The organism is Paenarthrobacter sp. AT5, assembly GCF_032764245.1.
In the GTDB taxonomy this organism is placed as follows: Bacteria; Actinomycetota; Actinomycetes; order Actinomycetales; family Micrococcaceae; genus Arthrobacter; species Arthrobacter ureafaciens.
Window position 1 is genome coordinate 1,118,404 of the sequence record NZ_CP136441.1, and the last position, 22,235, is coordinate 1,140,638.

At 57.6% G+C, this 22,235-nt stretch carries 13 protein-coding genes and 3 pseudogenes; 9 read left to right on the forward strand and 7 right to left on the reverse strand.

Annotated elements, in window-relative coordinates; all coding sequences use genetic code 11:
- Positions 1-24: 24 nt before the first annotated feature.
- The 5 genes and pseudogenes from RI444_RS05270 to RI444_RS05290 all read left to right on the forward strand — a co-directional run.
- On the forward strand, positions 25-2,664 hold the full coding sequence (locus RI444_RS05270) for a Z1 domain-containing protein (protein ID WP_207605012.1): 2,640 nt from the start codon (positions 25-27) through the stop codon (positions 2,662-2,664).
- Positions 2,654-3,661 carry a PD-(D/E)XK motif protein gene (locus RI444_RS05275; protein ID WP_207605011.1) on the forward strand — a complete coding sequence of 336 codons (1,008 nt, stop codon included), beginning with the start codon at positions 2,654-2,656 and terminating at the stop codon, positions 3,659-3,661. The genes RI444_RS05270 and RI444_RS05275 overlap by 11 nt, the downstream gene beginning before the upstream one ends.
- An 85-nt stretch (positions 3,662-3,746) precedes the next feature.
- Positions 3,747-5,516: a hypothetical protein gene (locus RI444_RS05280; protein ID WP_207605010.1), complete on the forward strand. Its 1,770-nt coding sequence runs from the start codon at positions 3,747-3,749 to the stop codon at positions 5,514-5,516.
- Between the two features lie 877 nt (positions 5,517-6,393).
- A complete protein-coding gene (locus tag RI444_RS05285) occupies positions 6,394-7,221 on the forward strand; it encodes a hypothetical protein (protein ID WP_207605009.1) in 828 nt (275 codons plus the stop codon).
- A 663-nt stretch (positions 7,222-7,884) separates the two neighbouring features.
- A pseudogene (locus tag RI444_RS05290) lies at positions 7,885-9,060 on the forward strand (ISL3 family transposase); the annotation flags it as partial.
- Between the two features lie 28 nt (positions 9,061-9,088).
- Here the strand turns inward: RI444_RS05290 and RI444_RS05295 are convergent.
- A protein-coding gene (locus tag RI444_RS05295) for an IS3 family transposase (RefSeq protein WP_207605008.1) occupies positions 9,089-10,236 on the reverse strand; the annotation gives its coding sequence in 2 pieces (ribosomal slippage) (positions 9,089-9,963 and positions 9,963-10,236; 1,149 coding nt in all).
- A 67-nt stretch (positions 10,237-10,303) separates the two neighbouring features.
- On the opposite strand from RI444_RS05295, the pseudogene RI444_RS05300 reads away from it, so the two are divergent.
- Positions 10,304-10,456, forward strand: a pseudogene (locus RI444_RS05300) (ISL3 family transposase); the annotation flags it as partial.
- A 199-nt stretch (positions 10,457-10,655) separates the two neighbouring features.
- On the opposite strand, the gene RI444_RS05305 reads toward RI444_RS05300, so the two are convergent.
- Positions 10,656-11,885 carry a type II restriction endonuclease gene (locus RI444_RS05305; protein WP_207605007.1) on the reverse strand — a complete coding sequence of 410 codons (1,230 nt, stop codon included), beginning with the start codon at positions 11,883-11,885 and terminating at the stop codon, positions 10,656-10,658.
- A gap of 100 nt (positions 11,886-11,985) precedes the next feature.
- A complete protein-coding gene (gene dcm / locus RI444_RS05310) occupies positions 11,986-13,233 on the reverse strand; it encodes a DNA (cytosine-5-)-methyltransferase (protein WP_207605006.1) in 1,248 nt (415 codons plus the stop codon).
- Positions 13,234-13,693: 460 nt separating this feature from the next.
- Here dcm and RI444_RS05315 point away from each other — a divergent pair, with 460 nt between their 5' ends.
- Together RI444_RS05315 and RI444_RS05320 are read left to right on the forward strand one after the other, a co-directional pair.
- Positions 13,694-14,308: a dihydrofolate reductase family protein gene (locus tag RI444_RS05315; protein WP_207605005.1), complete on the forward strand. Its 615-nt coding sequence runs from the start codon at positions 13,694-13,696 to the stop codon at positions 14,306-14,308.
- A gap of 135 nt (positions 14,309-14,443) precedes the next feature.
- Entirely contained in the window at positions 14,444-15,463 is a 1,020-nt protein-coding gene (locus tag RI444_RS05320; protein ID WP_207605004.1) for a GrpB family protein, read from the forward strand.
- Here RI444_RS05320 and RI444_RS05325 read toward each other — a convergent pair.
- From RI444_RS05325 to RI444_RS05335, 3 genes and pseudogenes are all read right to left on the reverse strand, one after another.
- Entirely contained in the window at positions 15,373-19,005 is a 3,633-nt protein-coding gene (locus tag RI444_RS05325) for an AAA family ATPase (protein ID WP_242703132.1), read from the reverse strand. The genes RI444_RS05320 and RI444_RS05325 overlap by 91 nt on opposite strands.
- A gap of 171 nt (positions 19,006-19,176) precedes the next feature.
- Positions 19,177-19,668: pseudogene (locus RI444_RS23050) on the reverse strand (hypothetical protein); the annotation flags it as partial.
- A 27-nt stretch (positions 19,669-19,695) separates the two neighbouring features.
- Entirely contained in the window at positions 19,696-20,316 is a 621-nt protein-coding gene (locus tag RI444_RS05335; RefSeq protein ID WP_207605002.1) for a D-Ala-D-Ala carboxypeptidase family metallohydrolase, read from the reverse strand.
- Between the two features lie 198 nt (positions 20,317-20,514).
- Between RI444_RS05335 and RI444_RS05340 the strand changes: the two genes are divergently transcribed.
- The gene (locus RI444_RS05340; protein WP_062095591.1) at positions 20,515-20,871 is read left to right on the forward strand and encodes a trypco2 family protein; all 357 of its coding nucleotides are present in this window, start codon (positions 20,515-20,517) and stop codon (positions 20,869-20,871) included.
- A gap of 17 nt (positions 20,872-20,888) precedes the next feature.
- On the opposite strand, the gene RI444_RS05345 is transcribed toward RI444_RS05340, so the two are convergent.
- On the reverse strand, positions 20,889-22,130 hold the full coding sequence (locus tag RI444_RS05345) for a flavin-containing monooxygenase (protein ID WP_062099051.1): 1,242 nt from the start codon (positions 22,128-22,130) through the stop codon (positions 20,889-20,891).
- Positions 22,131-22,235: the final 105 nt, after the last annotated feature.

Genomic DNA, 22,235 nt, shown 5'->3' on the forward strand with positions numbered 1-22,235 from the left:
CGTACTTAGAACATTGGGGCAAGGATGACGTGGACGTCAAAGCACGAGACAGCACTTGAACAGCTAAATTTGCTGATCAAGCAAGGCAAGAGCCGCGAAGAAGCCGGGAGAACCCTAGCTGTCCTTGGCCTTGATGCAGATTTCATCGAACAGGTTGTAGAACGACACGTGGCCATTGCCTCGGACGTCTTCAGGCAGAGAACAAGCCCGACTGTTGACGCGTCTGATGCCGAGCCCTGGTATGCAGGCGTCCAGCCTGGAGACACCTTCTGGCCGAAGTTGCAGGATCACCTGATGCAGGATGCGAATTGGGCTCCCGCGGTGGCATCGTTGGACAGCACGTCCCGAGATGTTGTGGCGCGACTCGGTGACCCCTCGTCGACGCACTTCGCGAAACGTGGCCTTGTTGTCGGATATGTGCAATCCGGTAAAACTGCCAACTTCACTGCAACGATTGCAAAAGCAGCGGACACGGGATATCGCCTTTTCATTGTATTGTCCGGAGTCCATAATTCTCTACGACGGCAGACACAACTTCGCTTAGAGAAGCAGATAGTCGATCTAAACCCAATAAACTGGATCACTCTCACTTCTGAAACTGCAGATTTTGGCAATCCAGTCCAAGCCCTCCCGCTGCTCGCAGGTAGTCCACTTCGCTTATTGGCTGTCGTGAAAAAGAACGTTTCACGTCTGTCCAATCTTGTTGAATGGCTCAGCACTGCTCAAAAACACGGCGCACTGGATAACTGTCCAGTACTAATTATTGATGATGAAGCTGATCAAGCCAGTGTCAATACGGCTAAAGACGCGGAACTCGATCAGACGGCCATTCATGCCAAAATCAAAGAGCTCTTGAGTCTTCCAAAGGTCAGCTATCTGGGTTACACCGCGACTCCCTTTGCAAACGTTCTATGCAACCCTAAGGACGCTGTGGGAATTTATCCTAGGGATTTCATCTATTCTCTCCCGAAGCCTCAAGGGTACTTTGGGGCCGAAGAGCTTTTCGGTGCTGCCGTGTTAGAAGACGAAGAGTCTCGGGTCATCGCCGGACATGACATGATTCGTTTCGTTCCCACGGAAGAAGCATTGGGTTATGTCGTGAAGAACAAGCAAGTCTACTCACCGTTAATTTCGCCGGCTTTAGCGGATGCGATTCGCTGGTTTGTGATGGCCACGGCAGCACGGAGGGCGAGGTCTGGGGAGATCTCCCACTCCAGCATGCTTGTACATACGACGATGAGAGTAGCGCCTCAGATGCAGTTTGTTCCCGTCGTCCGAAAATTTGTTAAGGCTTTGGCCGCTGAATGGGCTTCTGGGAATGTTGACTCGTGGCGTTCTCAATGGGATTTTGAAACAATTGCGGAACCGGCTGAGAGACACGGTCTCAGGCCCATCTCATTTTCAGAGATGTCTGTGTCCGTCAATGATGTTCTGTCGAAGGTTCACGTGGTGGCAGATAATAGCTCCTCGGATGACCGGCTAATATATTCGGATGATCCAGCAACGGTAATTGCTATTGGTGGAAATACGCTTTCGAGAGGATTGACTCTCGAAGGTCTCGTTTCATCATTCTTCCTGCGAAGCTCCGGTATGTATGATTCTGCTTTGCAAATGGGCCGTTGGTTCGGGTACCGTCCTGGTTATTCAGACCTCCCTCGCGTTTGGACCACTTCCGCCCTGGCCAGTAATTTTGAATTCTTGTCACGCGTAGAATCATCTATCCGAGAAGACATTAACCGATATGCGGAGAAGGGAATCACGCCAAGCAAACTAGCAGTTCGTCTCCTCCTCCATCCTAAAATGCAAGCAACCGCGAAGCTGAAAATGCAATATGCCGTTCCGGTTTCATCATCCTTTAGTGAGTCGCGACCCCAGACCATTCACTTCGAACATAAGAATGATGCAGTCGTGAACAAGAATCTTGATGCTGCACGGACACTCCTAGAAAATGCAGGGCTCAATGCGGAGTTCAATGGCCAGCTACATTCGGGTACCAAGGTTCTTCACGGAATCGACGCCAAGGAAGTTGTCAAATTCCTCGACAGCTACAACTTCCACGCAGATAGTGAAATGGCTGGCGGTTATTTGGCCGAATATGTGAAGCGGCAAGTAGACTTTGGCGGCCTTAGTAAATGGAATATTGCTATCGTAGGAAATAAGAATGCTTCAAATAGTTCCGTAAAGCCTGTGGAGATTGGGGGTGGTTTGTGGTTTCACCCTGTAAATCGATCTCAGATTCAGGGATATCAGTCAGATGTTCCGAACACGGCGTACCTGAAAGCTATAACTTCCACCGCGGATTTTAGCGCAGATATCGCTGAGGGATACTCTATAAGCAACACGCAGGATGCAATCGCGGCGAGGAACGATAGCGGAGTACCGCTGCTGCTGCTGTATCCGATCGAGGCCAATTCCATGCCGGGGCCCCAGGCTAATAGGCAACCTAATGGTGTAGTTCGCGTTCCGCTTGAGGCTGTGAACACGCTCGTAGGTGTCGCGCTTTCGTTGCCCCAAGCAGTTGGTGGCTCCGAACCAGACGACATGATTCAAGTGGATCTACGAAGCCTGAGTTCAACAGACGTCAGCGACTCTTACGATGCCGACGATGCAGAATACGAAGACAGCGAAAGCTCTCTGAACCAAGTTTCGTTCGATGGACACTAATCCAACGGTTGAGTCCGTGTGGGGTGTCGTTGAAGCACTAGCCATGGAACAAAGTTCAGTGCTGACGTGGCATGCGCTTCCACACAGTGTCGGTGCAGGTGAGCTCCAAGCCGCAGTTGACGTGGATGGCCACTTCGTAGTTCTTGTCCCGCTGACGCACGGTGAAACAGTTCCCAGCGACAACACAGCGTCAACAGTTCAACTGCGTCGCCAGGAAGCTGGCGGTAAGGCCTACGTAGGGGTTTCCTGTCTGAAACCAGATCTCAACGATGTCTTTCTGATGTTTGTTCATGATCTGATTCGGTCGCTGCCTCGCCGCGGTAAAGCGTGCGACGTCGTCGTGGATGTGGTTCATCGTTGGCGCTCGCTATTTGCGGAAGCGGAGAAGGCAGCCATTCTTTCGGCCCCCCAGATCATAGGCCTACTTGCGGAACTTCACACTCTCGAGAAGATACTAGTGAGCGACCCATACCGTGACTTGAACGTCTGGACTGGACCCGGAAAGTCGCAACACGACTTTCGAACGGTGGGACACGCGCTTGAGGTTAAGGCAACTACGGGCAGGGAGGGGCTCCGGGTCAGGATTAGCAGCGTTGAACAACTCAACAGCCGGGCAGACGTAAGTCTCCACCTTGATGTGTATCGCTATGAACCTGACCCAGAGGGTGACTCACTTCCTGCCGCCGTTGCTAGGATTCGAGCGTTGCAGGTTGAGCCCGGACTCTTGAACACACTTCTTCTGAAGTCCGGCTACCGGGGCCAATTCAGTGACGTCTATCAGACGTATCGTTTTAGGACCTCGGGCCATTATGTTTACAACGTAAAAGAGTTTGGGTTTCCCCGTATCACGCCGTCTTCTTTCGTTTCGGGGCGCGTTCCTAGCGGAATAGAGAGGATTTCATACACGATAGATCTATTGGCCGCTTCGACGTCCCCCCTCGGACCCGACGAGCTTGAAGCGGTATACGTCAACATGAAGGGTGGGACGGGTGCTTGATTGGATTCCCGAGGCACTGCCGCCGAGCGGTGGCCTTTCGGCTGAAGGTTTCACTAGACTCCTTGGTCGCCCGAATCTGGATCCTTTGACTGTTCTCGTACGAGAAACGGCGCAAAACAGTTGGGATGCAAGAAAAAGTGACGATTTGCCCGTCTCATTCTCCGTGAATCTAACTGCTATTCCGGATGCTGTGAGGCATCTACTCCGTGATGAAGTTTTCCCAGGAGCTAGACGCGTAATTGGAACAAATCTCGCCAAGACGCTAGACAGCCCTGGCCTTAAGGGTCTTTTCATTTCTGATAGAAATACCAAGGGACTTGGAGGTCCGGTTCGGGCCGATGTCCTTGACCCGACTGGTTCCTATGATTGGGTCGATTTTGTTCTCAACGTCGGAAAGGCAAACCATCAGGTTAAGACCGGTGGAACCTATGGATTTGGAAAGACAATTTCGTTTGTTGTCTCCCAAGCGAATACAATTCTTATACATTCGAGAACTGAGTATGATCGTCAGCCCACAACTAGACTTATTGCATCGGCTATTGGTGACAAGTTTAACGATGGCAGTAGCAACTTCACTGGCCGCCATTGGTGGGGAAATGATGTCGACGGTGTTCCCACACCCATTGTGGGTGAGATGGCCGATACTTTGGCTTCCGAAATAGGTTTTCCGCCCTTCTTGCGTGGTGAATATGGAACGACCATTCTCATTTTGGCTCCAGCCTTCGGAGGTAGAACGCCGGAGCAGGCAATGAACTTCTTGGTCGAATCTGCACTTTGGCATCTTTGGCCCAAGCTTGTTGCCGGTGCAACAGGGCTCATGCCCATGGAACTTAAATTCGTCCACAATGGCGAACCGGTTCCTGTCCCAAGCTTTGCTTCGACCCCACCGTTGAGTAAGTACGTCGACGCATTCCTGGGTCTTCGTTCGCCTGAGGACCGACCTTTAGGTTATCTAGAGGAGACATTAAAGAGACATGCGGGTGGAAGCGTCTCTACCTTGGGTCGTCTTGCAACTGTGCCATTCGTTCGTGAACAGCGAAGAATAGTCGATGACGGGCATGACCCTGAAGACGATGAGTCACCTCCTCCTGCTTCACCATTTGGCAATCTGGCGAGTCACCATGTGGCACTCATGAGGTCGCCCGAACTTGTCGTTGCGTATCTTCCTGGCCCTGAGGCTCCAGACTCCTCGCTGGAATGGGGTGGTGTCTTTCGTGCCGACGAGGCGCTGGATGGAGTGTTTGCTAAGGCGGAACCGCCCACCCACGATTCTTGGACTCCGGACTATTTGGAGGACAAACAGGATCGACTTGTAGTTCAAAAGTGTCTTCGAGACATCAGGAAGTTAGTCGAAGGACGCTGGGGTTCGCAGCCGCAGCCTGAAGCAACTTCGGCGTTGAGCACTGCTCTCGTTGCGGACGCTTTGTCTCACTTGGTAGTAGGGTCACCAGGCGCGGGTAGGGGGAGGCCTGAAAAGCCTCCGATACCTCGAACAAGGAAGGCTGCGGCTCAGAGCGAGTTGATTTCCAATTGGACCGATGTTATCCAACGCGATGATGACTTAGTTTCCGTAGCCAGTTTCACTTTGAACTCAGACGCAAGCCGCCCCACTAAAATTTCTGTTGCGGTGGGCGTAGCTCTTGAAGGATCACAGAGGGATGTCTCGCTCGACGAGAACCTGGCGTTGCGTGCTGCGTGGGTTGACAGCGAGGTGATCTCACTGGTTGGCCTGAACGCATCGTTCACAATCGAACCAAAAAAGTCTTGTGAGATTCTGCTGGAGGCGGCTTGCTCCGGCCGAACCTCAGTTTTATGGGAAGTCAAGGCTGGCCCGGCGGACGAGGAACCTGAGTGAAACTAAGCGTTCCGCCGTTTAGGACGGCCAAGACAGAACATGCGGAATTCTCAGGTTGGTTCCTCGCTGGTGGTGATTGTGATGTGCAATTACCTGATGAGCTAGAACATTGGGACTATCAAGCAACGCTGCAAGTCAGTTCCCGGTTGTCTCTGTATTGGGCAGATATGCTGTCATGGTGTGATCTTGATCCGTCAACGAAACTTGCGTGTCTAGTGACGGCCAGATCAGACAAGACACGAGTTGACCTGCTCCTCGCACGCATCGAGATCCCAACAGCTGCCGAGTCGCTGAACCTGAAAGTCACCATTCCCGGGCAAGAAATGGGTGGGCGTCTGACCATAACCACCTCCATTGTGACCTTGGACGCTCATCCTCTGTCCGCAGTTTCCGCGAGGAGGCCTGGAAGCGTTCTGTGGAGCACAAGAACACATACTCACCTTCAAGGCGTTGGGTCACAATTCCCAACGTATGCGGAGAGTTTTTCTGAACGGTACCCCGACTTTAGGGACGCATCTTGGTTTCTCCAAATTGAAACCTCCGATTTGGAGGCATCGTTCCTGTCTAGCGTACGACTTGTGCTGAATGCGGATAAGTCTCAAGTGAGAAGACTATTGGCGGGTAGTAAAGATATAACAACGCAATTGCTTAGGCGCTGTATTGACACCGATGTCACTCGGCAAATCGTACATTGCGCCCTCAGCATTCCAGAAGTGCTAGAGGTCGAATCCGACTTTGACGAAACTGACATATTACACAGTCTTCGCAATATTCTTCAAATGATTTGGCCGACGACGGACGTTAGACAACTTTGGAACGATTATAGGCGGACACCGTGGAAAATTGAAGCAAAGATCCAAGCAGTACGGAAGCTGACATGACACTTATGGACGAAGGCATATATCTCTATCCGCGTCTCGATTCGGCCGCTGCTTTACGGGAGTTAGACGATCAGGCCTCGCAAGCCCTAAGCGTCCTCCGTATGCGTACGGACACTTCGCATATTCATGCGGCAGCCTCTGCTACTGGGGGCATCCCAGTACCCTCGGCGCTCTTGGAGGACTTACAAACGATTCTTCGAGAAGTAGCTGACGAATTTAAATTTCCAAAACCCCTGAATCTAGAACGTCAGCAGGAATTTGATCGTATCTGCGGTACTGTTCTGCACAACAAAATGCGGGTAGTCCCAGGTGACGCGGCTGAGGAGGGAATATGGTCTTTCGTTTCGCTGGTCCTTGTCCCAGAAATAGCCCCATGGCGGTTTCCGAGTCGACACCCCGATCGTATACTCGGAAAGCCGAGAAATACCTTTAGGAGACTATGGTGGAGAGCATGGTCACTTGGCCCCGATTTAACGGTGGTACCAACCGGATCACTCCCTTTAAACGAAGACGATTATTTTCAGATTATGGAGAGAACGAGTATATCGGGAGATAAAAGAACGGCGCGTGAATTGCAGGCGCGCATTTGGAAGTACAACCCCACTCTGACCGGCGTCGAGAAGGGTGCCACGCGTAACGATCTACTTCGCGAGCTTATAAAGCGAATACGTGCACAAAAATCCCATATAGCCTTCCATGCTCTTGATGATGATCAATTGTCCTTGCTGATTGATGACTGCCTTTCATCATCGGCCGCGATATTAGGGGTTGATCTGGCCTTGAATAGTGTCGACGTGTTGCCAAATTCGAGCGTAACGGTGTGACTAAGCTCTTCCAAATAGAATTAAGGAGTGCAGTAGGTCGGTCCGTCGGCATTTTGTAACAATCGTGCCTGCAGAACTTTTTCTGTTTCGAGTTTCTGGTCCTAGCGCGTGTCGGCTTCAGAATCGGTTATGCCATGCTGGTGCTGACTCTGAGACAACCCATGGGCCAAGCCAAATTTTCCAAGGGCATTAGACGAGTAGGCTGGTTAGATGACAAGACGCGCCGGGCCTGGGCATCAAGCACAAACGCATATGACAGCCACAAACGCATATGACAGCCCCAATCGTTGGGAATGTGGCTCTTCGTGGTAGGGACTGAGTTCGTGTCGCTGTAGACAAAGGGGCTGGCGGGCATCTTGGAATGTGCGTGTATCTAAGGGATTGTATGTGTCATTATCGGGTGCGAAGGCGACCTGATGGGGGCTTCAGTTCTAAAAAAGTTCGTGAAGATTTCGGCATTGTTTGGAGAAGTAGGAAGGGCTGGCTTTCAAAAAGCCAATGATTCGTCAGGAATATACTTACATTGCTACACCGCATTGTTAGGAGATTAGTGGCTCATCGCATTTGAGGGTGTAATCGTGCCGGGCGCGTCGGTGGCCGGATAGAGGTCGAGGTCTTCCGATGATGGAAGTTCCTACACTGCCCATCTGAGAAGACCTCGATGTGTCCCACGCTACCTTCCTGCCTCCTGACCTGACTACGTTCTGCCGGCTCGATGAGCTTGGGCTCGAAGCTGCGGGGCAGCGTCTTGCCCCTGGCCGTGCGGTGTTGGAATGCCGTGCCGTTGATCCGGACGACTGGTGCCGTTCGTGTGGTGGCCAGGGCATCGCCCGCGGCACGGTCACGCGGGCCCTTGCGCACGAACCGCTAGGCTGGCGGCCGACGACGCTGCTGGTGAGGGTCCGCCGCTATAAGTGCACCGGCTGCGGCCGGGTGTGGCGGCAGGACATCTCCAAAGCCGCGCAGCCGAGGGCGAAGATCTCCCGCCATGGGCTGCGCTGGGCGCTGGAGGGCATCGTATGCCAGCACCTCACCGTCGCCCGCGTTGCCGGTGGCCTGGGCGTGTCCTGGCATACAGCGAACAGCGCGATCCTTGCCGAGGGCAAGCGGGTGTTGATCGAGGACCCGGCCCGGTTCAACGGGGTGGCCGTGATCGGCGTGGATGAGCATGTCTGGCGGCACACCCGGCGCGGGGACAAGTACGTCACCGTGATCATCGACCTCACCCCGGTCCGTGACAGGACCGGCCCGGCACGGTTGCTGGACATGGTCGAGGGCCGTTCGAAACAGGTCTTCAAAGCCTGGCTCGCCGAGCGGCCCAAGGCGTGGCGGGATGGGATCGAGGTCGTGGCGATGGACGGGTTCACCGGGTTCAAGACCGCAGCCGCCGAGGAACTCCCGGACGCGGTAGAGGTCATGGATCCGTTCCACGTCGTCCGGCTTGCCGGCGATGCCCTGGACCGGTGCCGCCAGCGCGTGCAGCAGCAGACCATTGGGCACCGCGGACGGTCCGGGGACCCGCTCTACGCGGCCCGCCGGACCCTGCACACCGGGCATGACCTGCTCACCGAGAAGCAGAAGGACAGGCTGGAGGCCCTGTTCGCCGCGGACATCCATGCCGAGGTCGAAGCGACCTGGGGCATCTACCAGCGCGTCATAGCCGCCTACCGCGAACCCGACGGCAGCAGCGGCAAACAGCTCATGCAAACACTGATTGGCGCGATCAGTGTCGGCGTGCCCGCTGCGCTCACCGAGGTCATTACCCTGGGCCGGACAATGAAACGCCGTGCAGGGGACGTGCTCGCATACTTCGATCGGCCCGGCACCAGCAATGGGCCTGATTGGGCCCCCGTTAGCAGTCCAGCGTCTATGCGATAGCTAATTGGTTTTCTTGCGCCCAGGTTTCCCAGTAGCGTTTCGGCGTCATGCCGTCCAGGGATCCGTGGGGCCGTTCATGATTGTAGATAGTCTTCCATTCCTCGGCCAAATACTTCGCTTCGGCCATGGTGTCCATGATCTCTCCGGAGAGTTGTTCCCTTCTGAATTGGGCGTTGAAGGATTCGATGAAGCCGTTCTGCCAAGGTGAGCCCGGGTCGATGAAGGCGGTGTCGACTCCGGCGGTATCGCACCAGTCGATCAGTGCGGCGGCGGTGAATTCGGGGCCGTTGTCACACCTGAGGTATGTCGGTGCGGTGCCGGTTTCGGCGATGATGTTCTCCAGCACCGCGACCACGTCAGTGGCTTTGAACGACCTTCGCGGGATGACGGCCAGCGCCGTGCGGGTGTATTCATCGATGACGTTGAGGAACCGGATGTGCCGGCCGCAGGAGGTCACGTCGGATTGGAAGTCGAAGCTGACCACGTGCATCGGATACTGGGCTGTGAGGCGTTTCTGTTCCCCGGCGCCGGGCCCGGTGCGGCGCTTCTTCCGGGCTCTGGGTTTGCAGGTCAGGCCTTCGTCGCGCCAGAGCCTGCGGATGCGCTTCCTGTTCAGCGCTACCCCGTCCCACGCCGGCTGGGCCAGCAGGTGCCAGCGGGCCTTCCGCCAGCCCCACGCCGGGTGCTTCATTGCGATGGCACGCAGCTCCGAGCGGAGCTGCGCCTCTTCGAAGCCCATGTCGGGTTTCTTTTTGCGGAACGCGGACCGGTTCTGCCCCAAGACCTTGCAGGCGAAGCGTTCGGATGCCCCGAACTTCTCCACCGCCATGCGCACGGCACGGCGACGTGGTTCGGGGCTCAGAATTTTCCCTTCGCCACCTCGTTCAGGATGTCGATCGCCAGTTCCTTCTCCGCCAGCAACCGCTTGAGCCGGGCGTTCTCCTTCTCCAGCTCCTTGGTCCGCTTGGACGCTTCGGCGTTCTTCTCAGACCCGTACTGGTTCAGCCAGCGGTACCAAGTCGCCTCGGTGACCTGGAGCTCCTTGACGACCTCGACCATCGGACGGCCATCGTTGAGCATCTTTTGGCCCTGCCGGACCTTGGCGATGACCTGCTCCGGGGTGTGTCTGCGTGCCATGATTCGTGAATTACCTCCTGTGTCCATTCTCGGACACGAAACTCACACAAACACTGGACTACTCTCCGGGGACCCAACCACTCCCACAGAAGCACTCAATGGCAGGCTCGAACACCTCCGCGGCTCCGCCCTCGGCTTCCGCAACCTGGCCAACTACATCGCCCGATCACTCCTTGAGACCGGCGGATTCAGACCCCAACTGCACCCTCAAATGCGATGAGCCAGATTAGTTATCGGTTCGCTGGTAGGTTGACGAAGAGGCGGAGTCTCACCGTGCTTAGCAGACCTGCTTCTCGGCGATAGTTGCTGGGATCAGGGAGATAGTAAACATCCCAATTAGAGTTGTTCTTGGAGAGTCAACTGGCTTGACCTCTGGATGCTCCCGCTGTCACGGCCTGCAAAGCGGATACGAATGCTTCCTATCCTTTGTCGTCACGTTCTTTAGTCATGACGATGAATTCATCGACATTCATGAGCCACTTCTGTTGTTCGGGGTTGTAGGGCCCGTGTAAGGGCTGCGGTATGACGAGCTGAATCCTGTGATCTTTCATCTCGTCCGTTTGTGCCGGACTGATAGGGCTTTCCAGTGTAAGCAGATGCTTGTGGTCTATGCGTTTTGCTTCGCTAAGCACTTGTCGCCATCTGTCCTTGCAAGTGGTCTTCACGCCGAGCATAGTCAGGTTCGGTGAAGGAAAACCGGTATCCCGGTATTGGTCAATGCTTGGAAAGACGAAGTCCGGACGGGCCTTATTCTCTGTAACGGGGTTGAAGGTGTTGCGGACGTTCAACATTTTAAAAAGTGCGATGAGGTGGTTTTCCAGACCCTTGCCAGCTCGGCTTTTGCGTCTGTTGTGCAGGGAAAGTGATACCTCTATAAAACTGTCGACGTCCACGTGCCCGTCCGTATATAGGGCATCGAGGGTGTCAGTCGCTAGGTATCGTTCCAAGGTTCGGAAGAGCATTTCTTCCTGTTCAATCCAAGCCATGAGTACACCATCCGGACTATCGGCAGGGTGGAGATCGGGCAGGGTAGAACGAGCAAAGGCGCTGAACTCCGCTGACGTAGGGAACCGGGGACCGAACTTTTTCAGAATCCTGTCGAGCCAGTCCTCGTTGTCTGACTCGACGGCAATACCGAGCATGTCTAGCAAGTACATCGCGGGTAGGCTGAGGCTGTCGTGGCCGGCCTCGAGTCCGCTCCGGACGGAGAAGCCTCGGTGTTCCAAGACATCTGTACCGAAGAGCCAGTCGAGCTGAGCGGCGACGCTTGAGTCTGCAGGTGCCACGATGAACAGGACGCAACCGGTCTTCTGTTTTGCGATGAAGACGATGTCGCCAGGCTGGGCCATGTTCATGGCATTGATGGATGCCGGATAGTAGAGGCGGTATTCAGACCGGTTCGGAATGTTGATGCGGGCGTCATAGAAGGTCAAGACCCCGTCCTCGATATCAGGTTCATCTGAGTAGTCGGAAACCTGGAGAAACCGCGTGGGCACGAAAAGTTTCTCGGTTGGGCGGCCGAATAATGCTTGGAGTGCCCGCACTCCGTCGAGCTCGTGCTGGTTCGAGCTGCGGCCGACAGTTTCCACTGTGCTCAGAATCTTGGCGGCAACGCCGTCAAAGTGGTCTGCTAAGTCTCCGAAATCCATAAGTCCCCCCCTGCGATCCTAAGCTTGTTGTGTTCGAGCATTGACAGTATCGTGGCGCCGACCCGGAGCGGGCGCCACGATACTTTCGGTAGCCGCAGGATCAGGCATAAATCGGCTCGGCGACAGCCTCCCTGTCCTTAATTTTCAAGATGTGGGGGGTCATGATCCGGGCGATCTCGGACATCACTGGGGTGACGACACTGTTTCCGAACTGCTTGTAGGCCTGAGTGTCGCTGACGGGGATCCGGAAGGTGTCCTCGTAGCCCATGAGTCGGGCACATTCACGCGGCGTGAGCCTGCGCGGCCGAAGCCCGTCCTGCGCTACAAGGATCTCGGATCCGTCCTTGTAGTACCTAGCAGACAGTGTCCGAGTCGTCCCCGCGGGGTGAACTAGCCCGTAGCCAAAGCCGTTGCCCGCTGCCTTGTGCTTAGCGGCGTATGCCTGAAGATAGGCCCACAATTTGGGCGTTAAGGTGAACTTGGGCTGCACTTCCGCATTGTCATGATCAAAGAAGCGGTCCCCGTCCCACTCTAGGAACGGTTCGGTGCCGTCGGTCTTGTGCAGGATTGTGTCCAGTTTCGGGCCAACGGGCGGGATCTCCAGGTCCTCCCAACTGAAGTCAGTTTGCTCACGGAATCCGACGATAATGATTCGCTCGCGGTGCTGTGGGGTGAATTTGATGGCGTCGATGACCTTCGTGTGCACCTCGTAGCCGAGTTCTTCCTGCAAAGTCTCCATAATCACTGCAAAGGTCCGGCCCTTGTCGTGTGAGCGGAGGTTCTTGACATTCTCGAGCATGAAACCGGCCGGGCGCTTTTCGTTGATGATCCGGGCAACGTCGAAGAACAAGGTGCCCTGGGTGGCATCTTCAAAACCGTGCAGCCGGCCGAGGGAGTTTTTCTTGCTCACGCCGGCGATGGAAAACGGCTGGCAGGGGAAGCCGCCCAACAGAATGTCATGGTCAGGGACATCGCTGGCCGGGAACGGCTGGATGTCGCCGACGAAGGTGTGCGACTCGACTTGGTCATCGGGGAAGTTGGTCAGGTACGTCTTTTCGGCATACTTGTTCCACTCGCTCGTGAACACGCAGCGTCCACCGTGGGCTTCAAAGCCTTTGCGAATGCCTCCGATTCCGGCGAAGAGGTCGATGAATTTAAAGTCATGCGAGCCAGCGTCCGTGCGGATCCCAAGGAGTTCTTTTAATGCCGGAGCAAGCATCGTTGGGCATGCTGTTTCTCCGCTTTCCCACCGCGCCACTGTGCGGTCCGAGACATTAAGTTGCTCCGCGAGCTGTCGTTGTGTGTATCGTGCGCGGGCTTGATTGAGAAGCGAGGTTACCTTGTCCATTACGTCCTATCTGGGTTGTTCACCCGACATTCTGTCGTACTTTTGACCCAGAACCCGAATGACGCGCCGGTCACCGAATAGTGTTACCTGCTCAGAGACTAGGCACCTACGACAAAGCTCGTTCGTCGGCTGTCGGGAATCTGCGGAGTGATTCCTATGCTGCCCGCAAGCTCTGACATTCTTGGTCAGTTGTCGTTCACGTTCGGGCTCTTTCGGGCGGGCGTGGGTTGGTGAATCTGGCCTTCCTTGCCTAAGGTTCCGGCAGCCGGCCCCCGGAGTTGGAGCTCGGGGAAGACTTGAGACCGCTGCTTTTGCCGGACGTTTAGTGGGGTCGCAGCTTCAGATGGGTTTCGCCGTCGTCGTTCTTCTTCGACGACCATTGCCTCGCGCGGTTTCGTGTGGAAGCCTCGACATGATCCTGTCGCCGGGGTGACGACGGGCAGCAGGGAAGGAACCCGACATGGGACTGATCCATATTGACCTGTTCACGACGCTCGATGGCGTCGCGCAGGCGCCCGGCGGCCCTGAGGAAGATCCCGAGGGCGGTTTCGAGTTTGGTGGTTGGCAGGCGCCTCTGTTCGACGATGCGGTTGGCGAGCAGGTCGAATCAGGGATGGTGGGGATGGACGCGCTGCTGCTCGGACGCCGGACCTACGACATCTTCGCTTCGTACTGGCCGCATCAGGACAATGGAATCGCGCAGTTATTCAACCGCATTCCGAAGTACGTGGCCTCGCGTCAGTCGCTGAACCTTGAGTGGGAGGGCTCGTCTCAGCTCGGTCCTGACGTGGTGGCTTCACTGCGCGAGCTCCGCAACAAGCACGAGAACATCCACGTGATCGGCAGCCTGGATTTTGTGCAGACCCTGTTCGCCGAGCGGCTGTTCGACCGGCTGAATCTGTGGGTGTATCCGATCCTTCTGGGCCGTGGCAAGAAGGTGTTCGCCGGCGGGGTGGTCCCGACGAGCCTTCAACTTATCGAGCCGGTGGTTGCCTCACCAAAGGGCGCGGTGATGCAGCGCTATGCCTTGGTTGAGGGGACGCCTGGGGTGGGGGATATGACCGAAATCGGTTAAAGCATCGTCCGCGCGCTGGGCCCAGGACCGCGAGACAGTCAGTCGAAGGTGGATATCGCGGCCGCCGTCGGTGGGCGAGAATCGCGTAGGCGGGTTGCTCCCGAATCACCACCACCCCGGACCTATGCTGTTCCCATGCTGAACGTTGGAGTGGTATCAGGGAACGAGCTCTCGCCCCTGGTCGTGGAGCGGCTGACTGAGCACGGTGCGGTCATCCAGGCACGTTCAGCGCCGGAGCTGAGCCAGGAACGGGACAGCCCTATTCTGGTGAGCTGCGCGGATAGATCTCTTCCGGCTTCCACATTCGACCTCGTACTTTCGGTAGCAGATGGCTCTGAACAGTGCTGCCCGCGGCACAGCCCGGATGTGGTTCTCACGGAGACGGACCCGGCTCTCCTGCGCAACGCGGTGGACCAGTTGTGGGAGAACCGTCTCCTTCCCTTTAGCCGCAACAAGGCAGCTCCCAGGCCGAAGCATCGGAAAGGGCCGGCAGTGATGAGTCCGCCGGATCCGGCTTGGCTGGCTACTGCGGCACGGACCGCCGAGAGGATCCTGAGGACCAGCCCCCTGATCGTTCGGGTGGACCACATCGGCTCCACGTCGATCCCGGGGCTCCCTGCCAAGAACGTCATTGACCTGCAAGTCGGCGTCGCGAACTTCAGCGACCTGGATCAGGTGTCCGCACATCTGGACGCTGCAGGCTACCGGGCTGTACCGGGCAAGTGGTGGGACGCGCCAACCAGCTATCAACCCGAACCCGAGCAGTGGGCCAAGCACCTTCACGTAAATTCCGACCCCGCTCAGCACGTCAATATCCATGTGCGGGTCATAGGGTCGGCTGGGTGGTTCTTCATCCTCAGCTTTCGCGACTGGATGCGGTCGGACGCAGGTCATGTCCGCCGTTACGCGGCAGAGAAGCAACGAATTGCCAGCAAGTACGCGAACGATGTCAACGCCCTGAACTACGCGGCAGAAAAGAAATTGTGGTTCCGCGACTACGTCGAGCCGCAACTCTATGCATGGGTGGATTCAAACGGCTGGCGACCGGAGAAGCGGGAAGAGCCTCATTTCATGGAGTGTTCCGAAGCCGAAGTGAACCCGAATACCGTCACGGCACCGGAGTTTTCACCCGCTGCCACAAGATTGCCTTCCTGACCGCAGATAATTGCCGCCGTGGGTTGGGAAGGAAGCTGAAGCTTCTGAACAAGCTCTCCTGTAGAAAGAGCCCTCAGCGTGACAAGACCACTGACACTCACAGATAAACAATGCTCGCCGTCGGCAAGGAACGCGACGGCTACTATCTTTCCCGATTCCGTCGGGGCGATGACCAGCCGGGAGGCTCTCGCCTCCACATCCCAGAGGCAGATGCTTCCGTCCCAGCCGCCAGTGAGGGCTGAAGCGCCGTCCGGGGATAAAGCGAGCGTGGACAGCGGCCCGGTATGCCCTTCCAAGCAGCCCAGCAGGGATCCGTCGGCCAGATTCCATACGCGGGGCTTGTCGTCGTGCCCGATTGTCACCAGCCGGCCGTCTTTCGCGATGGCGGCGTCGGTCACCGGTCCCGGATGCGCTTCCAGAACATTCGAGCACGCGCCCGTCTCAAGATTCCAGATCCGTGCGGTGCCGTCCCAGCTGGTTGACACCGCCCGATCCCCATCGTCAGTCAAACGGATGCTGGCAATCCGTTTGCTGTGGCCCGCTAACTCCAACATTTGCCTGCCCTGCTCAAGGTCCCAGACGAGCATTAAGCCGTCCTGCGCGCCGGTGATGACCCGGGCGGAAGCGTCGCTGGCCGCAACAGCCGTGATCCCGGCCTTGTGCCCACTGAGCCGGTTCAGCAAGCCGCCGTCGGTGAGGTCCCAAAGTCGTCCCGAACGGTCTTCACTTCCGGTGGCCAAAACCTCGGCTCCGGGGACTAGCGCCAGTGACGTGACCGGGCCGCCGCCGTCGTCCAGTACCTGACGGCGGTCTCCCGATTCGGAGCCCCACACCATCACGGTCGCATCCCGACTCGCAGACATCAGCTCGTCCTTCTCACTGTGATATGTCAGCGAGGTGACGGCTTCCTGATGGCCGATCGGCGTCGGTGCCGTGATGGCGGCGGCCAAGTCCCACACCCGTGCAGACCCGTCATCGCCCGCCGTAACGGCCAAGTCACCGGAGCCAGAAATCGCAATGCTCTTCACGGGGCCGGGATGACCCCTCCACGACTTGATGATCTGAGCCGTAGCTGTATCCCAGACAGCAATAGTTCCGTCCCGCCTGGCCGACGCGATACTTCCGTCAGTACCGAAAGGAACGACGTCGGTCACCCACTGGCCGTGGTCCTGCAGTACCGCTGTGGCTTGGCCGGTAGAAAGATTCCACACGCGGATGGTCCCGTCCTGTCCTGCCGTAGCTGCCTCGTCCCGCTCGGGAACGAAGACGGCGGCGGTCAGCTCTGATTCGTGGCCGGAAAGTTCGTGCAGAAGCTCCAGGGTTTCAAGGTCCCACAACCTCGCCGTGGAATCTTTGCTGATGGTCAGGGCCCGCTTGGAATCACTCGAAAACAAGCCCTTTGACACCCCGGCCCTGTGACCTTCGAGGCGGAAGAGTAGCTTTCCGTCGGCCAGGTTCCACAAACACGCTGTGCTGTCCCAACTGGTGGTCAAGGCCTTTTGCCCGTCCGGACTGATGGCCACCGAGGTCAGCCAATTTTCGTGGCCATTCAGGAAATGGCCCCGTTTCCCGGAAGCAAGGTCCCAAACATAGGCTCCGTCCCTGCTTGTGGTGACGGCGACAGTTTTGTTCGGTGCGATGGCGACGTCGGTGACTTCTTCGGTATGTCCCTCCAGAACGAACAGGAGGTTTCCGCTTTCAACGTCCCAAACCTTCGCCGACTCTTCCTGGCCGTTGGCCGTCACGGCAATGTCGCCGTCGGACGTTATGGCTCCGGCGGAAATGGGACTGTCTGAATCTTGCAGAGTCTGCAAGAGAGCGCCTGTTTGGATGTCCCAAAGCTTGGCCGATCCGTCCAGGCTGAGCGTGAAAACCCGCGAACCCCCGCCGGTTATCGTAGCCCGCTCCACCACGGAGGTGTGGCCGGACAACGTTCGCAGAAGGGCGTCACTGCTGGTGTTGGTAGTCCACGCGGGGTAAATTCCGTGCGGAACGATCAGGGCGAGGTACGTTCGCGCGGATTCATAGAGTTCGCGGTCGTTCATCACCAGGGCTTGCAAGGCCAGCTGTCCGGCGGCGTACGCCTCGGAGCTTCCTGCAGCGCCATCGGCTTCGGCGCGGAAATTATGGGCCTCATGCTCAAGGACCATGCGGCTCCTATGCAGCGTCCTCCCATCCTCGCGACTCAGCTGCGCCTCGGACTGTACGCGGCGAAGCGTGCCGATGACCCGGTCCACACCGAGAGTGCCAATTGCCTTCGCCAGATAGTGCGCGTCTTGGTAGAGAGCGGCAAGCTCATTCGGCCGCACTTTCGCCGTATGGACAGGGAGGTGTGTCAGTGCATACCCGCTTGCGTTGTCAGACCAGTTACGGCTGTATTCCAGCAGCCGCTCCTGAACTGACTGTAGGACGTCCTCTGTGAACTTTGTGGACAGATGCTGCCCGAACCTTGGGTGCGCCAACGTGTAGCCAACGGCATCGTTTCCCATGATCAGTCGGCGGATTTTGGGGAGGATGTTGCGGTCAAAGTGGTCGCGGAGCATTCCTGTGGGATCAGCGAAAGCCTCCGGAACAAGGGCTTCAAGGTCACTTCGCGCAAGGGGTCCGTGGGCAGCAGCCAACGTGGCGAAGAGCAACAGCGCTGGACGCTCTCCGGCCACATCCAGGAGCTCTTGCCACCAAACGTCCAAGTACGCTGCCAACCCCTCGGGCTGCTGCTCGAGATCTGCCACGTCAAACTCCTTTTCCAGAGCTTCCTTGGCCAGGAGGCCGATGTACAGGGGGTCGGCATTCGTCGCCGCCCTGTTGGTGTTTGCGTCCACAGGGCCGATGGCAGCCGCCTTCATGACAGCGGCCAGAGCTCCCGGCTTTTGGATGAGCGCTGCGGTGTGCGGACCGGTCGCCGAGAAGAGTTCGACGACGGACTCCTCACCGAAGCCGTCGAGCCGCAATTCCTTGACGTCCGGTCCTTGCAAGCGGTACTTGCTCCGCCATTCCTGTCCTGTGTCACGGATGGAAACTATGACGTGAAGGTGCTTGGGAGATGCCCCTCCCACGTAATTGGCAATCGACCAGCCTTGGATCTCGTCGATGCCATCCAATATGAGCACATCGGGAGTTCCATTGCTACGGCTCGCCTCGCTCAGGCGCTGGTGCAGCATGGACTGAAGAGACAACCGGTCCGAATGCGGGTAATCATCTGCCAATGGGTCAGGGGATAACTGCTGCAGAACGTTCCTGAGGAAAAATACCTCGTCCAACCAGTACGGGTCATAGCGGCTCGTAAAGAAGTGAAAGGCAGCCCGCGCGCCCATTTGCTGGGCAAACTCAGCGAGCAGCGACGTCTTTCCGAATCCGGGACGGCCGGTGACGGCCAACACGCCGCCCGGCCCGTCTGCAAAAGCGGACAGAGTGGTAATTTCCTCCCGCCGTCCGACGAATCCGTCATTTTGCCTGCTCCTAAACAGCGGGGTGAAGGCCCGGCTCAGATCAGGTTTGGCCTCCTTGCGGGGGAGGAGCTTGAGGTCCTCAGGTCCGTTCAAGCCAAGATGGCGCCAGAAGACCTCCCTGGTGGCCTCGGGCAGAGTATCAATTGCTTCGATGGGAGTTAAAGCGAGACTTCCTGGCCCCTCACTGGGATTGTGATGGCGGACCACTCCGATGAGGTCATTCGTGGCGGACAAAACAGCAGAGCCGGACATTCCGGCCCACTGGGACGTTTCCAGGTCTCCTGGTGCAATGGGTGGCCAATCCCTGGGCGTGTTCTCCACTTTCAAGGCCAAATATCCGGGAACCAAGCCCTGGCCGGGGACTGCCCGGAGTCCCTCCGCAGTGGGGATGCTCCCGTAAGCATGAACGGCGATGCGACCTCCGCTGACAGCTTTGAAACGAGGGAAACCCACGGCCGTGCAATCGTGGAGGACCTCCAGATTCTGCCGTTCGACCCGTCCGAACGTCAGGAAAGGCAGGTCAGGGGCGCCGTCTACGGACAACAAGGCTATGTCCACAGTGGCCGATCCGGAACGCACCAAGACACTGGCGGGGTATGTACCCTCCAGCCCCAGAACTTCATGACCAGAGCCCTTGGCGACGTGGTCAGCGGTGAGTACTACGGAACCACCAACCATGAGCCCGGACCCTACCCGTGGCTGACCGTGGAATTGGTACGTAATGTTGACTACACGTCCGGTCTCAAGGAGAGCCATTGAGGTACCCCGCTTTCCGCTCCGGGCCTACAGTGACGCTTTTTCTGTCCTTTCATGCACCCATGCAGAAAATTCTTCGTGGCTAAGCTTGGCACCCGTGTAAACCCACGACTTCAGGTCGTCACGCAACTCAATGTGGATGGTTCCGGCGCCAAGGCCAATACCGACGTGTGGGCCCATCTCATCAAGAGCCAGTGCGGCCACTTCCAGAGGTTCAATCCCGCTGATCTTGAAGTCTGCAGCCCGTCCCGCAATATGCGGGCTCTGATCTGCGCCCTTAATGAGCTCATTCACCGCTGGAGGCCGATACCCCGAAACGATCAACAAAGGGGCTTGGGCACGCTCCTGAATTGCCTGAATTGTTCGCACTAAATCTACGGAGATCCGGGCATACTGGTAGTCGCGTCCTACTTTGCCCACGAAGCTCCCGACCGTGAAATTAGGCGATAAGTGAGTCCGGAGATTGTCCTCGAGCCTGATGAGCGGAACCCGCCCGTCGTCGACCGGATCCGAGTAGGTGATTCCCGCTTCTTCTTCGGCTACAGCCGCGAAGGACGCCCCGGACGGGTAGACTACGGGGCTTGCGCTAAGGGATTTCCCGTTAACATTTTCGTCGCCTTGCATGGCGGATCCTCGTTGATTCTCCATGACACTCCTCGTCGTCCGATCCGGAGTACTTGAACCCCCAGGCAAGCCACCGTGGTGCGATTCTAGTGCACCGATGCCGCCGCTGGTATTGCAGGATTTCAAATTCATTATTCTTTTTGGCTCCGCATTGGACATACCTTGACGGGAAAACCCAAGTCCCTGATTATTGGCATTTCATCAGGTTTAGGAGCGGTGCAGATGACTGAAATGGAAAAGGCTTCTCCCGGCATCGGGTTGGCAGAGGCTATCCAATCGTTAAGGCAGGAGCTTTGGGAGGCCATGGTGGCCGGCACCGGGAGCGAGGTCAGGTTCCGCGTAGACAGCATTGAGCTGACCTTGGAAACCGCGGTAACCAAGGCCGTCGGTGGTAAAGCCGGCATCAAGTGGTGGCTTGTGGAAGCGGGAGCAGAAGCGTCCAGGGGAGCTGCCTCGACGCAGACTCTGAAGTTGTCTTTGAGCCCACTTCATGGCTCGGAGGAACTGCTTGTGGAGGACGACGCCGCGCCGGACGGGCGCAGCTTTGACGACAGTTCAGCTGACGGGGACGCGGGGTAATCCTGTGGTGAACGTCCTCAGGCGTGCGCCAGGTTGTCGGCAAGCAGCTTCGCGTCCATGCCCACCCCGCCCAGGATCGACGAGTAGTGCCGCGTCAGCCACGGAAGCCCCACAGCGTACAACCCGGCCTGCTCGGTGACGCCTGCTGTGTGCCTCGGATACCCCCACTCATCAAGCAGCGGCATGTTCAGAAAAGAGAAGTCCAGTCCGTACCCCGTCGCCCACAACACGGACGTGATACCGGCATCGGCCAGGTTCACGGTAGCCGGCTCGGACGGTAGCCAGTCGTCGTAGGGCACGGTCGGCTGCTCGGGTGCGTCAATGCCGGCTGCTGCGATATATCCGTCGATGGCTTTCCGCATCCGGTTGTTGAACCCGGCCTCGACTGTTGCGAGGCGTTCGGGGAGGTCGTCGGTGAAGGTGAGGTCGCCGTCGTCGATTGTTTCCAAGCGGCCGTGCAGGTGCATGCCGCGGCGGCCGAGTTCACGGAGGTGGATGTCGTGGCCACCGCCGGTGCCGGAGAGCAGCGGGTTGCAGGCGAGGCGCGCGGCGGGGGAGGGGAGTGCCTCGCGGGTGAGGGCGTTCACGCCGTATTCGGGGCCGTGTTTGGCGGTTTCGAGGAGCCAGTAGAGGATGTCGTGGCCGCGGTATCGGCGGGGAGCTTCGGGGCAGGTGGACACGGCAAGGTGGACTTCGCGTCCGGCGTCGTGCAGTTCCTCGGCGATCTGTCCGCCCGACTGGCCGGTACCGACAATCAAGACGGCGCCCTCGGGCAGCTGCTGTGGACTGCGGTAGTGGTGCGTGTGGAGTTGCGTGACTTCCTTGGGGAGCTTGGCGGCCATGGCGGGCAGCCTGGGCACCTGGTAGGCGCCGGTCGCGAGGACCACCTTCTTGGCCGCGAGCCTGCCTTGCGAAGTTTCGAGGCTGAAGGTGCCGTTTGAGGCGGAAAGGCGGGTGACGTCCACGCCAGTCAGGACAGGGGCGTTGATTACATCGGCGTAGCGCCTGAGTAGATTGACGACGGCGGTCCGCGGCAGGAAGTCGTCCGGGGCATCGCCGGTGTAGGGCATGCCAGGGAGGTCCAGCGTGAAGTTGGGGGTGTTCATGAAGAAACCGTCCCAACGGTCCTGGTAGGCGCCCCCGAGGGACTCGCGCCGTTCGAGGATTTGGTGCTCGACGCCGGCCTGGGTGAGCCAGTAACTGGTGGCGAGGCCGGCCTGGCCGGCTCCGATGATCACGGTATCTGGGGCAGATCCCATGGCGTGGATTGTACGCCCGGAGGCGGCGATTGGGGATGGGTTTCGGCATTCGACCGATACGGCCATCTTTCAAGTGACTACCTGTAGGGACTGCCCCCGGTTTGG

What these genes read in the sequence shown, in the direction of transcription:
- RI444_RS05270 (WP_207605012.1), top strand. Translation starts at nt 25, where the DNA reads ATGACGTGGACGTCAAAGCACGAGACAGCACTTGAACAGCTAAATTTG.
- RI444_RS05275 (WP_207605011.1), top strand. Translation starts at nt 2,654, where the DNA reads ATGGACACTAATCCAACGGTTGAGTCCGTGTGGGGTGTCGTTGAAGCA.
- RI444_RS05285 (WP_207605009.1), top strand. Translation starts at nt 6,394, where the DNA reads ATGACACTTATGGACGAAGGCATATATCTCTATCCGCGTCTCGATTCG.
- RI444_RS05305 (WP_207605007.1), bottom strand. Translation starts at nt 11,885, where the DNA reads ATGGATTTCGGAGACTTAGCAGACCACTTTGACGGCGTTGCCGCCAAG.
- dcm (WP_207605006.1), bottom strand. Translation starts at nt 13,233, where the DNA reads ATGGACAAGGTAACCTCGCTTCTCAATCAAGCCCGCGCACGATACACA.
- RI444_RS05315 (WP_207605005.1), top strand. Translation starts at nt 13,694, where the DNA reads ATGGGACTGATCCATATTGACCTGTTCACGACGCTCGATGGCGTCGCG.
- RI444_RS05320 (WP_207605004.1), top strand. Translation starts at nt 14,444, where the DNA reads ATGCTGAACGTTGGAGTGGTATCAGGGAACGAGCTCTCGCCCCTGGTC.
- RI444_RS05335 (WP_207605002.1), bottom strand. Translation starts at nt 20,316, where the DNA reads ATGGAGAATCAACGAGGATCCGCCATGCAAGGCGACGAAAATGTTAAC.
- RI444_RS05340 (WP_062095591.1), top strand. Translation starts at nt 20,515, where the DNA reads ATGACTGAAATGGAAAAGGCTTCTCCCGGCATCGGGTTGGCAGAGGCT.
- RI444_RS05345 (WP_062099051.1), bottom strand. Translation starts at nt 22,130, where the DNA reads ATGGGATCTGCCCCAGATACCGTGATCATCGGAGCCGGCCAGGCCGGC.